This window comes from Vibrio sp. Vf1514 (genome assembly GCF_052076135.1).
GTDB classification, from domain to species: Bacteria; Pseudomonadota; Gammaproteobacteria; order Enterobacterales; family Vibrionaceae; genus Vibrio; species Vibrio furnissii.
This window is the reverse complement of record NZ_CP197267.1, coordinates 1,081,774-1,094,887: the sequence shown is the minus strand read 5'-3', so window position 1 is coordinate 1,094,887 and position 13,114 is coordinate 1,081,774. Positions and strand designations below refer to the sequence as shown.

Annotated in this window: 13 protein-coding genes; 8 read left to right on the top strand and 5 right to left on the bottom strand. The window is 47.7% G+C overall.

Translation table 11 applies throughout. The features are described from left to right. The first annotated feature begins 135 nt into the window (after nt 1–135). The 4 genes from ACS18Q_RS05055 to ACS18Q_RS05040 all read left to right on the top strand — a co-directional run bounded on the left by ACS18Q_RS05055 (nt 136) and on the right by ACS18Q_RS05040 (nt 3,276). A complete protein-coding gene (locus ACS18Q_RS05055) occupies nt 136–630 on the top strand; it encodes a peptidylprolyl isomerase (protein ID WP_004726422.1) in 495 nt (164 codons plus the stop codon). Nucleotides 631–673: 43 nt separating this feature from the next. Continuing rightward, nucleotides 674–1,405: a UDP-2,3-diacylglucosamine diphosphatase gene (gene lpxH, locus ACS18Q_RS05050; RefSeq protein WP_038151324.1), complete on the top strand. Its 732-nt coding sequence runs from the start codon at nt 674–676 to the stop codon at nt 1,403–1,405. Between the two features lie 107 nt (nt 1,406–1,512). Then, complete coding sequence (locus ACS18Q_RS05045; RefSeq protein ID WP_055466354.1) at nt 1,513–2,727, top strand: EAL and HDOD domain-containing protein; 1,215 nt, start codon at nt 1,513–1,515, stop codon at nt 2,725–2,727. Nucleotides 2,728–2,808: 81 nt separating this feature from the next. Next, on the top strand, nt 2,809–3,276 hold the full coding sequence (locus tag ACS18Q_RS05040; protein ID WP_441257482.1) for a YchJ family metal-binding protein: 468 nt from the start codon (nt 2,809–2,811) through the stop codon (nt 3,274–3,276). 54 nt (nt 3,277–3,330) lie between these two features. On the opposite strand, the gene ACS18Q_RS05035 is transcribed toward ACS18Q_RS05040, so the two are convergent. Further along, nucleotides 3,331–3,972, bottom strand: coding sequence for a DUF2057 family protein (locus ACS18Q_RS05035; RefSeq protein ID WP_441257481.1), 642 nt, complete (start codon nt 3,970–3,972; stop codon nt 3,331–3,333). A 61-nt stretch (nt 3,973–4,033) separates the two neighbouring features. After that, entirely contained in the window at nt 4,034–5,041 is a 1,008-nt protein-coding gene (locus ACS18Q_RS05030; protein WP_158140930.1) for a porin, read from the bottom strand. A gap of 512 nt (nt 5,042–5,553) precedes the next feature. Here ACS18Q_RS05030 and dinG point away from each other — a divergent pair. The 3 genes from dinG to rsmS are packed head-to-tail and all read left to right on the top strand — an operon-like array spanning nt 5,554 to nt 8,359. Next, nucleotides 5,554–7,629, top strand: a complete 2,076-nt coding sequence (gene dinG / locus ACS18Q_RS05025) for an ATP-dependent DNA helicase DinG (RefSeq protein WP_004726428.1) — start codon at nt 5,554–5,556, stop codon at nt 7,627–7,629. 20 nt (nt 7,630–7,649) lie between these two features. Further along, the gene (locus tag ACS18Q_RS05020) at nt 7,650–8,198 is read left to right on the top strand and encodes a primosomal replication protein (protein ID WP_004726429.1); all 549 of its coding nucleotides are present in this window, start codon (nt 7,650–7,652) and stop codon (nt 8,196–8,198) included. Next, nucleotides 8,198–8,359, top strand: a complete 162-nt coding sequence (rsmS, locus tag ACS18Q_RS05015) for a pleiotropic regulatory protein RsmS (RefSeq protein WP_014205375.1) — start codon at nt 8,198–8,200, stop codon at nt 8,357–8,359. The genes ACS18Q_RS05020 and rsmS overlap by 1 nt, the downstream gene beginning before the upstream one ends. A 69-nt stretch (nt 8,360–8,428) precedes the next feature. On the opposite strand, the gene ACS18Q_RS05010 is transcribed toward rsmS, so the two are convergent. After that, nucleotides 8,429–10,546 carry a methyl-accepting chemotaxis protein gene (locus tag ACS18Q_RS05010; protein ID WP_441257480.1) on the bottom strand — a complete coding sequence of 706 codons (2,118 nt, stop codon included), beginning with the start codon at nt 10,544–10,546 and terminating at the stop codon, nt 8,429–8,431. A 203-nt stretch (nt 10,547–10,749) separates the two neighbouring features. On the opposite strand from ACS18Q_RS05010, the gene xthA reads away from it, so the two are divergent. Next, nucleotides 10,750–11,559, top strand: coding sequence for an exodeoxyribonuclease III (gene xthA / locus ACS18Q_RS05005; protein WP_004726432.1), 810 nt, complete (start codon nt 10,750–10,752; stop codon nt 11,557–11,559). Between the two features lie 86 nt (nt 11,560–11,645). On the opposite strand, the gene ACS18Q_RS05000 is transcribed toward xthA, so the two are convergent. Next, entirely contained in the window at nt 11,646–12,323 is a 678-nt protein-coding gene (locus ACS18Q_RS05000; protein ID WP_004726433.1) for an ABC transporter permease, read from the bottom strand. Nucleotides 12,324–12,329: 6 nt separating this feature from the next. Then, on the bottom strand, nt 12,330–13,070 hold the full coding sequence (locus ACS18Q_RS04995; RefSeq protein WP_004726434.1) for an ABC transporter permease: 741 nt from the start codon (nt 13,068–13,070) through the stop codon (nt 12,330–12,332). Nucleotides 13,071–13,114: the final 44 nt, after the last annotated feature.

The following is a 13,114-nucleotide window of genomic DNA, read 5'->3' as shown; positions in this document are numbered from 1 at the left end:
AATTACCGTTAAAACCAAAATAGTGGCACAGTATAACAACTCTGTTATCGCTAGGTCATCCATTTGATGTTTTGAATGAACAAAAAGTTAGGCTAAAATTCGGTATTCATACAAAACAAAGCAAAGGTAATGCACATGATCACCCTTCACACAAATTTTGGTGACATTAAAATTCAGCTGAACGAAGAGAAAGCGCCAGAAACAAGCGCAAACTTCCTACAGTACTGCCGTGACGGTTTCTACGACAACACACTGTTCCACCGTGTTATCGATGGTTTCATGATTCAAGGCGGCGGCATGACGTCTGGCCTGCGTGAAAAAGCAACTCGCTCTCCAATTCGTAACGAAGCGAACAACGGTCTGAGCAACAAAGTCGGTTCAATCGCGATGGCGCGTACCATGGAACCGCATTCAGCAAGCTCTCAGTTCTTCATCAACGTCAACAACAACACCTTCCTGGACTTCCGTTCAGAAAACCGTGACGGTTGGGGTTACTGTGTATTCGGCGAAGTGGTCGAAGGCATGGACATCGTGAATAAGATCAAAGGCGTAAGTACCGGTTCTTACGGCATGCACCAGGACGTACCACTAGACGAAGTGGTCATCACTGGCACCACCATCGAAGAGTAATCGATCAAAGGAGCGCGTTATCGCGCTCCTTATTTCTGAACCTATGCATACACTATTTATCTCTGATCTCCACCTGACCCCAAGTCGCCCCGATATCACTCATTGTTTCACTCAATTCATGCGCAACGAAGCGATCCACGCCGATGCCTTGTATGTGTTGGGCGATTTGTTTGATTTTTGGATTGGCGATGACGACCCGACCCCGTTCGCCAAACAAATTCAGCAAGAATTTAAACACCTAACCGCGCAAGGGGTGCCTTGTTACTTTACTCAAGGGAACCGTGATTTTCTGGTGGGCCGCCGTTTTGCAAAACAAACGGGCGTCACGTTACTGCCCGACGAAACGGTGATTGACCTGTACGGCACTTCGGCTGTTATTTTGCACGGCGACACTTTGTGTACCCAAGACGTACGCTATTTGGCGTTTCGCGCAAAAGTGCATCAGCCTTGGTTGCAATGGCTCTTTAACCGCCTGCCGTTCTTCATCAAACAACGCATCGTGGCCAAAATTCAAACCGACATTCGCTCAGATAAAAGCCAAAAAGCGATGGAAATTATGGATGTGACGCCGGACGAAGTGGTTCATGTGATGGACAAATATCAGGTCCCACTGATGATTCATGGCCACACCCATCGCCCTGCCATTCATCACATCAGTGACGCCCCGCAAAAAACGCGGATTGTTCTGGGCGACTGGTATACCCAAGGCTCGGTATTGGTCTATTCTGAAAGCGGTTATTCATTGGAAAAGCGACGTTTCGAATCGCAATTATGATTTAAATCGCAATCTACCACGCAAACTTTTGCGATGATGCTAAGCAATGAATATGTGTACTGATATTATTCACAATACGAAGCAACCACGATAAGAATCAATCAGCCTTGACGTACTCTTATATTGCACGACAGCCCATTTTAGACAGCGACCGAAAAACCGTGGGTTATGAGTTGCTGTTTCGGGATGGGCCTAAAAATACTTTCCCTGAGATTGACCCAGATCTGGCAACCAGCCGGTTGCTGTCTGATCATTTTCTGTCGACGCATTACAACATGCTCGGGAATCATTTGGGCTTTGTGAATTTTCCCTATCAAAGTTTGATCAACATGATCCCGACCCTGTTTCCCACCAACAGTTTGGTGGTCGAGGTATTGGAAGATTGCGAACCGACTGGGGAGTTGCTTCAGGCAGTGCGAAAAATGGCTCACATGGGGTATAAAATCGCGCTGGATGACTTCGTACCTAGCCCAGAGTGGAAGGCATTTTTGCCGTATGTGTCGATCATTAAGTTCGACATTCGCATCATTCCCATCGAAAAAGCTCGCCTGTTCATCAACAAACTCAAAGGCTCTAAAATTATCTTCCTCGCTGAGAAAGTGGAAACATACGAAGAGTTCGAACAAGCGAAGGCCGCTGGGTTTCGTTACTTTCAAGGGTATTTCTTCAGCAAACCTGAGATTATTCAACGTAAATCGCTCGAACCGGCGTTTCTGACCGTCGTCCAACTGTGTAAAGAGATTGCCAAAGACGAGATCGACTATAAAGAACTCGAAGCCTTGATCGCCAAAGACGTCACGTTATCGTACAAGCTGCTGACGTTTGTCAATTCATCGGCGGTGGTCAGCTCGAAAATTCAGTCATTCAAACAAGCGTTGGTGTATCTGGGCGAGGAACGACTGCGTAAATTCGTGTCGCTGGTTGCGATTGCTTCCACACACAGCGATAAACCCGATTACCTCTATGGCTTGTCGATTCAACGGGCCCGTTACTGCGAACTGGTGTACTCACGTCTGAGTGAAAACAGCGACATGGGCAATGCCTTTTTGACGGGCATGTTCTCGCTGCTTGATAGCCTACTGGATCAATCACTTGAATCGATCATCAACGAAATGCCTGTCGAAGAGAGTGTCAAACAAGCTTTGGTTGCTGAAAGCGGCACACTGGGCGATATTTTGTCGCTGACAAAAGCCTACGAACAGGCCGATTGGGAGAAAGTATCGACCATTGCCACGCGGCTCAACATTAGCGATGAGGTCCTTAGCAGCTGTTATGATGAAGCGGTGAGCTGGACAGCAGACCTGCTCAATCTCAATACCTAAGCAAACCTCTCCAACACTCGACACGCTGCGTGCAAGCCCATAAACTATGGGCGTTTTTATCAGCGTATCCGAGACAACACCATGACCCCTTGTTATTGTGGCAGCGGCGCAGCCTATGCCAACTGCTGTCAACCTATTCATCAGGATCACAAGCACGCACTCACTCCCGAACAACTGATGCGCGCACGCTACAGTGCACACGTCCTCGGCTTGGTCGACTTTGTGGTTGCAACCTATCACCCATCGTGTCATGCCGAATCGCAACGCGGCGCCATTGCAGAGTCCGTCCATAGTGACTGGCAACGATTGGACGTTATCAGCGCTTCAGCGGGTTCACACGATCAAGAGGGTTTCGTGCATTTCAAAGCATACCTGTGCGATCAACAGCAGGAATTGTGCTTAGAAGAGCGCTCGCGATTTTTACGTGAGGAAGGTCTGTGGTACTACGTGGATGGTGAGTTTCCGCAACAGGCACCGGCACACAAAGTCGGCCGCAACGACCCTTGCCCTTGCGGTAGTGGAAAGAAATTTAAGAAGTGTTGTGGTTGAATTTAAAAAGCCAAGTGACGATAGCTTGGCTTTTTGATCCGATACGAAAGAGTTTTAATCCTGATCAACAACCCACTGACGAAACGCTTCGCGCTCCTCCACGCTTGCTTTGGTGTACCACAACTTCAACTGCGCGACGTTTTCAGTGTCCGTCAACTCTCGTTGCTGCGCATTGACAGGCAAGGTTTTTGCGTAGGTAAAGCCAGCCACTGGAATCGACGCCACACCACCCTTTTGGTTGTAATCTAAAACGTCCTGAATATAGTTGCGCCCCAACTGAACACCATTTGAGTCCAACGTGTCACTGATGAGATCAATCGATTTCCCTGACGCATCTTTCAATGCCCACTCGAAGGTTTTGATGTCTTTACGAGCTTGACTCAGTCGGCGATATTTAGGCAGTTCAAAAGTCAGTGATGTATCCGCAGTGGCGAATTTGGTGACCACAACATCGCTATAGACGCGGCGCATACCATCATTATCTTCAACCATAGGTTCAAACTTAAAAACAATTTGGTTTGTTCCATCAGGTAACGTGACGCTTCTGCTGTCGGTGTATGCTTTATCGATAACAGGCTTCATTCCGTTGACAGCGATAAGATCAATAAACTCTGGTAGTTCGAGTTTGGCGTCAGCGTGAGCTGCAACACTGAATGCACTGATACCCAAAATCAGGCAAGACTTCAAAACTTTCATAAATTTACCTTAAAAAAAAACCCGGTCTAGACCGGGTTTATAATAACTTAGGTAATCAAAATTACCAGTATACGCGCATACCCAGAGAGTAGTTGAATTCAGAGTCAACTTGAGTTGGGTCAACAGTGATGTCAGACTCGTTGGTGAAGCCAAGAGTTGTACCATCTGCGTAGTTCGCTTCAGCAAATAGGCGAGCCCATGATGCGAATTTGTATTCTAGACCAACAAAGATGTTAGTACCGTCTTCGTCTTTGTCGTTGTAGATGTTTTTAGCATCTTGTTGAACGAATTCGTAACCACCGTATAGAGAAGTTTTCTCTACGAATGTCCAGTAAGCGCCTAGAGAGTAACCGTTTTGAGTGATTTTCTCGTTGCCAGATTCGTTTTTCAGTTGAGAACCATAGTAAGTACCGCTCAGCTCTAGAGCATCTGTTGCAGTAAATACAGCAGTCAATTCGTAGTAAGTGTTAGACAGGCCGTCTACTTGGTCTTTACCACCACCAACGTGAATTGCTACAGGACCGAAAGAAGAACCAACGAACGCTTCAGCCAGATCGTGACCGTCAGCACCGTCGCCACCAGCAACGCCTACGCTTGCTTTAACCCACAGGTTATCAAGGTCTAGAGCGTATTTGATTTGAGATTCATGCAGCGCACCGTTTAGAGTGCTGTACATGTTAGCAGAGCCACCATATACGTAAGAGTAGTCAGTACCGCCGATGTCATCTGAAGTTGTCCAGTCACGACCAACACGGATTGTGCCGTAGTCAGTTGCAAAACCAACCATGTGAACACGAACTTTCATATCAGTGCTTGAGTTAGCTGGTACACCAAACTCAATCTTACCCAGTGCTTTCACGCTGTCGTTCACTGCGTAAGAAGCATCTACGCCTAGACGAGAAGAACCTGTAGTCAGGTTTGCATCGTAATCAGCGTCATCACGGAAATCTACGCGAGTACGTAGTTGACCGTAAAAATCTACTGAGCCGTCATCAGTCTTCAGAATTTCTGCTGCGTTTACAGAGCTTGCTGCTGAAATAACAGCTAGAGCTAGTAGCGTCTTTTTCATATTAATCCACTGCCTTTTCTTAAATGGGAAGTCCGTTTCGATTCCCTTTTGTTTTTTAGATGACGGTCTCCTAACTCTGCGGTTAGTTACCGTCGACCACTTAATTCGAGGTTTAGATTGCAAAAGATTATGCTGCGTGTCAAATGTGAAAAAAAATATTTCTAAACGACACATAAATCATTTTAAATCATAGACTTACATATAAATTTCACAATATCTCGGCGAAGTTCTAATCAAAAAAATAAGAATAGGTAAATGTTAAATGTTTTAACATAATAGTCTTTCGTGTTGTTAATACTCAAAAAAACAAAATCAAACAGCATTTAATTCAGCAAAATACCCACAAATGGAGTTTTATATTTTTTATCATTCAAATTAAATTTAAGTGTATGAAGGTTCAGTTTTTTTTTGTGAAGGAGATCTAGATTTGTTCTAAAAGCACACGATTTCGTGAACTACGTATCGCTTAGTAAACTGTGCTAACATCCGGGACCCGATACGCAGGTCACATTATGCTTACTACCAAAATTCAACAGTCCATACGCAACAGCTATCAAAACCTTCAAAACCAGCTCGATAACTTTGTTCCTCGTCGAGCTCAAAATTATCTTGTTGCAGAAATTGCAAAAACGCTTTGTGGTAGCTATCACAAGTCTACTCGTATGCTGGTCGCAGAAGCGGGGACCGGAATCGGCAAGTCGTTATCTTATTTAATGGGCGTGATTCCTGTTGCGGTGAGCAACAATCGAAAAATCGTCATTTCTACGGCGACCGTGGCGCTTCAAGAACAGCTTGTGCACAAAGATCTGCCACTGTTTCGCCGCATCACAGACCAAAAATTCTCTTTTATACTCGCGAAAGGTCGACAACGTTATTGTTGCACCGAAAAACTGGCCGCGGCCTCCGGCGCTGATGGCGGACAAATGGCCATGTTTGAGTCCAAACCTGCAGAAAAGGATATACAACAGCTTCAGCAGCTCTACACCGAATTGTCTCAAGGTAAGTGGGATGGTGACCGTGATTCATGGCCAGAGCCTATCTCAGAGACGGTCTGGAACAGTATCGTCAGCGACAAACACAGCTGTAATGGCAGCTTTTCAGCCCATCGTCAGTGCCCGTTTCAAAAGGCGCGCTCAGAGCTTGATAAAGCGGACATCATCATTGCCAACCATAGCTTAGTCATGGCTGATGCCGATCTTGGTGGTGGTGTGATCCTTCCTGAACCAGAAAATACGATTTACGTATTCGATGAAGCACATCATTTACCTCATGTGGCGCGCGAGCACGCCTCCGCGGCAGCGACCATGAAGGGCGCAGCAGCTTGGTTAGAAAAACTCAATCAATCTTTATCTAAGCTCGCAAATCTGGCCGACGAGAAACGTGTCTCCCGCTTTCGAAATGAAGCGCAAGATGCAATACAAGCGCTGATACCGAGCTTGAGCCAACTCCCCAAACAGTTTGATGCCAGCGCATTTGAAGAAAAACGTTATCGATTCGAACACGGCGATTTGCCGACATGGCTTGAAGAACAAGCAAAAGACCTGAAACGACAAAGTCAGAAAGCCAATCAAGCCGTGGCAAAAATCGCCGACTTAATTGGTGAACGGGTTAAAGATGGTGAACTGGCACCACGCCTTGCTGAGCCTGCCTTGGCCGAACTTGGTTTCTTCATCCAACGTTTGGAAAATTTGGCGCAGGTATGGCACTTGATGGCGGAACCCAAGCGCGAAAAAGGAGCCCCGCTCGCTCGCTGGTTGGAGCTCAGCCCTGAACGTGAGGGGGATTACGTCGTGAACGTATCGCCACTTGAAATCGGTTGGCAACTCGATCAACAGATCTGGAGTCGTTGCGTCGGCGCCATTTTGGTCTCGGCAACCATGCGCGCGCTCAACTCATTCAATTTTTTCTGCCGCCAAGCCGGCATCAGCGAAAAAGCCGAGGACGGTGTTCAATTTTTAGCCCTTGCTTCACCATTTGATTATCAAAATCAGGCTGAATTGCTGATTCCTAAGATGCAATACGAACCTCAGGCTCCCGAATACACCGATTATCTGGCCGATAAAGTGGCCGATTACATCCAAGATGGCAAAGCAAACCTCGTTTTATTTGCGTCTTATTGGCAAATGAAAGAAGTTGCGGAGAAATTATCTAAATTATTTATAAAAAAAGGTTGGGCGCTGCAAGTTCAAGGCGAAAAATCCAGAAAAGAAATTCTAAATAAACATAAAACCCTAGTCCAATGCGGAAAAACCAGTGTGTTGTTTGGTACAGGAAGCTTTTCAGAAGGGCTCGACTTACCCGGAGAATTACTGGAAAACCTTATCATCACCAAGATTCCGTTTGCCGTACCAACCTCACCCGTAGAACAGGCACATGCTGAATACATTCAGCATCGCGGCGGCAACCCGTTTCTACAAATCACCGTCCCGGAAGCCAGTAAGAAATTGATTCAATCAGCAGGCCGTTTACTGAGGAAAGAGCGCGATTGTGGTAGAGTCGTGATACTTGACCGCCGCGTGGTGTCAAAACGCTATGGCAAAGCCTTATTGGATTCGCTGCCACCGTTTAAACGCACCATTGAATACTGAGTTTTCTGGACCGTAGAAACATGAGTGATTTATCGAGACTAAACTCGCTATTGGATGAACTAAAGCACCACGCCGCACAAGTCGACCGTGTTCGTGGAGAGCATCATCAGCCCCTGTTTGATGATGTTCTGTTTCACTGTCGCGGGAAGTTGCTCACACCGTGCGTGCAGGAAGCAGAAAGCACACTAAATGCAATTACGCGTGAACAACATGCGGGGAAGCTGACGCAACACCGAGCCGAGTACCTCACCGAACGGCTGCTGGCGCAAGTCGGGGCGATTCAACGTGAATTGTCGACACAATCCATCCGCAAAAATGAACCGAAACACAGTAGCTATTACCGCAAACCCATCAGCGATTTGTATCAAGATCTCGCGCAGCATCAAGATTGGGAACGTCGCTTGATGGAAATGGTGCTCGATAAACAGCAGGCACTTGAACAGGCCTCGGTGTATCACAAACAAGCGGCGCAGCAGGCATTGCTGGCCGTTGAGCAACGCCTGAAACGCTGCCAAGATGCCAAAGCCAAAATTGAAAGACAAATCACCTACCGAGAGAAGCACCAGTAATGACGCAACCATCTGTCCCCCTCAGCGACGCGCCTGATGAAATCAAATTGGCCGTTGATCTGATCTACCTGCTAGAAAGCAACGGCGTTGATCCCAAAGTTGCCTTGGCAGCACTGGCGATCGTCAAAGCCGACCTTCAACAAAAGCTCGACAACCACTGATATGGCATCGTCATCGCATGGGCGAAAATTTCAGTGAAAAAAAGAGCGCCACTGCGCTCTTGTTTCGATTTAGACTTTAAACTGTGACACCAGCCGTTGTTGCTCTTGGCTCAGCTCACTGATCTGCGTTCCGACCGCTTCCGATTCCCCGGCTTGCTCTAGGATTTGCGCGCTGAGATCTCGAATGTTGGCCACACTTTGATTGACTTCTGCCGACACCGTTTGCTGCTCCTCCGCCGCTTTCACAATCTGCGAATTCATGTCATTGATCGAGGCGATGGCATCAAACACCTGTCCCAGTTCAGCCACGGCGTTCTGAACTTGTTGCGCAGTCCCATTGGCCAGTTGATTACTGTCTTGAATTGCGGCAACCACATCTCGCGTGCCTTTGTGAACTTGCTCAATCACCAAACGAATTTCGCCGACGGAATCTTGTGTTCGGCTGGCCAAATTACGCACTTCATCTGCGACTACCGCAAATCCTCGTCCTTGCTCCCCTGCCCGTGCAGCTTCAATTGCCGCATTCAGGGCCAACAAGTTGGTCTGCTCTGAGATACCTTCGATGACTTCCAGAATTTCCGTGATGTTGGCGTTGTTCTGCGCCAATTCTTCCACCACCGGCACGGCTTCGCTCATTTTCTGCACCAGTTTGAGCATTTCTTGCTCCGATGCTTCGATAACATTTTGCCCCAACTGCGCCGAATGATTCGCTTGCTCTGCCGCCTTCACCGCGTTTTCAGCATTATGAACCACCAGACTTGCCGTCTGGGTCATCTCTTCCGACGCCGTCGCCACCAAGTCAACCTCTTTGAACTGCGATTCACTACGTAAGCGAGTTTGCGCGGCCGCCACTTTGGATTGCTCAGAAGTCGCCGCCACGGAATGGGTCGCATCCACCACCTTACGAATGGTCGACTGCAACTTATCCAGAAATTGGTTGAATCCCAATGCCAGTTGGCCGACTTCATCTTGGGAAGCCACCGCCAAACGCTGCGTCAAATCCCCTTCTCCTGAAGCAATGTCTTTCAAACGAACCACGACGGCCCGAATCGGTTTCACAATGCGCGACGCAGTCAGGGCAATAATCAGCAGACCGAGTACAACAAACAACAAGCCGGCGATAAGCTCTGCTTTCACCCCATTTTCCACTTGTGTGGAAATCACGCTATCGAGTTCATTGGCATCTGCCAACACGCTGCTGCGTGGCATCTCAAAGATCACGCCCCACGTTTGATTGGCTACATGAATCGGTGCAAACACCGTTAGCCACGCACGATCATCCGTCCATTGTGTTTTGACTTCATTGCCAAACAACAGATCCGTCACTTGATCGCCGCTTAAGGTCGAACCTGAAAACGGCTGACCGATCGGTAATGCGTTGTCATCACTTGCGATCAACGTCCCATCCAAACTAATGATAAACACTCGGCCATTGCCACCGAACAGGCTGCGATCCGAATCTTGAGCAATTTTCAGTAGCGGATTGAGCTTTAGATCAATCCCGTAAAAACCAACCGCAACATCATCAATTTTGATCGGCACGGAAATCGATGTCGCCAAGAGCCCGCCATTGTCTTGTTCAATCAAACGCGGCGTGGTGACACACGCTTCACCGCTACTGAGCGGACAATAAAATCGCTCGCTGTTGGCTGAATCGGCCAGCGATTTTTCAGTCAGCACATTCGCCACCACATTTTCACCATTGGCAGTCGTCATCCAGTAAGGCGCAAAACGACCTTTTTCATTCGAGCCAACGTAATCCGCATTGATGTAGTTGTCGTCCTCGCTATCAAGCATGTTGGGCTTGAAAACCAGATACGCCCCATCGATGGTCGCAAAGTTCAGCACCGATTTGCGCACCATGTCGTCCAGCGATGTGCGCAGTTCTTCGCTGTCGCCGAAATTTTCTTCAGCATTGGTTTTTAAGAACAGCGCATTGGACGCGAGCATTTCCGCTCGATAAATGGCTTCATTGAGGAATTCAGAAATTTCAGTCGCATTTAACTGAGCACGTGTCTGCAGCAGTTGCTGAGATTTGTTGATCACCGAAGCAGCACTTTGCTGTTTGATGATTTTTTGATTATTGACTGCGTTATAAACCGAAAAGCCAATAAGAGAAAGTGACGTCACGAGAAGGCAGATTCCCGCCATCAGCGTAATTTTCCACTGAACTGATAGTGTTCGCATACAACATCCTTATGCTTGCGCCATTTGCCCTTTAATCGAACAAGGAAGCTTGAAATTAGACCACAATCTATCGATTTATCAACTGAAAGTTTACACCGTTTTTACAACTTCCTGACTCAGACAGTATTGCAGAGGTTTTTCGTCTTGTGATCACTTTTGAAGCTGGTAACATCGTTGATTAAAACCATAAGAAAGGACAAACCATGAAAGTCATCAGCTTTAATATCAACGGCTTGCGTGCTCGACTACACCAACTTCAAGCAGTCATTGATAAACATCAGCCTGACGTAATTGGCCTACAGGAAATCAAAGTTCATGATGAAGCGTTTCCACTCGAAGACGTGGAAGCGATGGGCTATAAGGTTTACTTCCACGGTCAAAAAGCGCATTACGGCGTCGCTATGCTGTGCAAGCAAACGCCCTTGGAGGTCCGCAAAGGCTTTCCAACCGATAATGATGATCATCAAAAACGTATGATCATGGCGACCTTCCTCAATGAACAAGGCCAAAAAGTCACGGTTATGAACGGTTACTTCCCTCAGGGCGACAACATCAGTCATGAGACGAAATTTCCCTATAAGCGCCAGTTCTATGCGGATCTGATGACCTATCTGAATGACTACCACACGAAAGACGATCAACTGATTGTGATGGGCGACATCAACATCAGCCCAATTGACTTGGATATCGGCATTGGTGAGCCGAACCGTCAACGCTGGCTAAAAACGGGCAAATGTTCATTCCAACCTGAAGAGCGTCAGTGGTTAAAAACCCTGCTAGATTGGGGCTTTGAAGATACATTCCGTAAACTGCACCCGGCGGTTAACGATCAGTTTTCGTGGTTCGATTACCGCTCAAAAGGGTTCGATGACAACCGCGGCCTGCGCATAGATGTGATTCTGGCCACGCCATCGTTGGCCGCAACATGTGTCGAAGCTGGAATCGACTACGAACTACGCGGCATTGAGAAACCTTCTGACCACGCACCGATTTGGTCGGTCTTTTCAAATTAAACTGCACCTGCGATAGATCAAAAAGCCCCGAATTCGGGGCTTTTCTCATGGCGTTGTCGCTCCGTCGAGGCGTTCGCCTCAAGACGTTAACTCAGAGGACGTAGATACGCGAGGAAGCGTTTCTCTGCTTTTTTGAAGCAGAAGATAATGATAAACGTGAGCGACATGTAAAACAGACCAGCGGTAAGGAATGACTCAAATGGCGCGTAGTAGCGCGAGTTGACCAAGCGCGCTGCCCCCGTCAAATCCATGATGGTGACGATCCCCGCCACAGCGCTGCCGTGTAACATGAAGATCACTTCATTACTGTAGGCCGGCAATGCACGACGCAATGCGCTTGGCAACACCACTCGGCGATAGGTTTTCCACGTGCTCATGCCATACGCTTTGGCCGCTTCCACTTCACCTTTGGGTAACCCGTTGATGGCGCCACGAATGATTTCAGCGGTGTAAGCCGATGTATTGAGCACGAACGAGACCAACGCACAAAACCATGCATTTTCCCACAAAGTGTCTTTCACTGGGAAAAACTGATCCATGCCGTAATAAATGAGATACAACTGAACCAGCAGCGGCGTTCCACGGAAAAAGTAGATATATGCCCACGCCGGCGTGCTAATCGCATAATTGCGACTGTTGCGCGCAATCGCCAATGGAATCGCAATGCTGAGCCCGATGACCAGTGCAACCCCCACCAGCCAAACCGTCGTCCACAGGCCACTGAAATAAATAGGCAAACTTCCGATAATGAGAGAAAAATCCATAGTCGTTTACCTCGTGTGAATACTGAATTTTCGTTCAACGATCTTCAACAGACCGGTGGAAACACTGGTAAATAAAAGAAAGATGATCGAGACCGCCATGTAGAACGTAAATGGCATTTTGGTGGAACCTGCTGCCAGCGAACTCATCCGCACCATATCTTCCAAACCGATGATCGACACCAACGCCGTGGTTTTCAGCAGCACCAGCCAGTTGTTGCCAAAACCGGGCAACGCGTGACGAATCATTTGCGGTAAGAGAATGCGACGAAACGCGAGTGCGGCACTCATACCATAAGCTTTTGCAGCTTCAAGTTCGCCTTTGTCGACTGCCATAATGGCGCCGCGAAAGGTTTCTGCCATGTACGCGCCGAAGATAAAACCGATGGTCAGCACCCCCGCGATAAACGGGCTGACATCAATGTAATCCGGTAGATAAGAGACCCATTCGTGGTTCGGGTCGCTAGACATAAACCAGTTGTTCAACCATTCGTTGATGGCATACAAACTGTTGTTGAGAAGAATTTGACCACCAAAGAAAATGAGCATCATCAGAACCAAGTCCGGAATACCGCGAATGATGGTGGTATAAACGGTCGCAATGGCTCTCGCCCAACGGTACGGTGCGAGTTTGGCCAACGCACCTAACATGCCTAACAGCATCGCTAGCAGCAGTGAAAGCACGGCAACTTCGATGGTCAGCACGGCTCCTTTGAAAATGGAGGCTTCGTATCCCTGTAAATCCAGCATAACAATGTTCCTAGTCCCTGAAAGCCTGGTTGCTGGGTACTGCT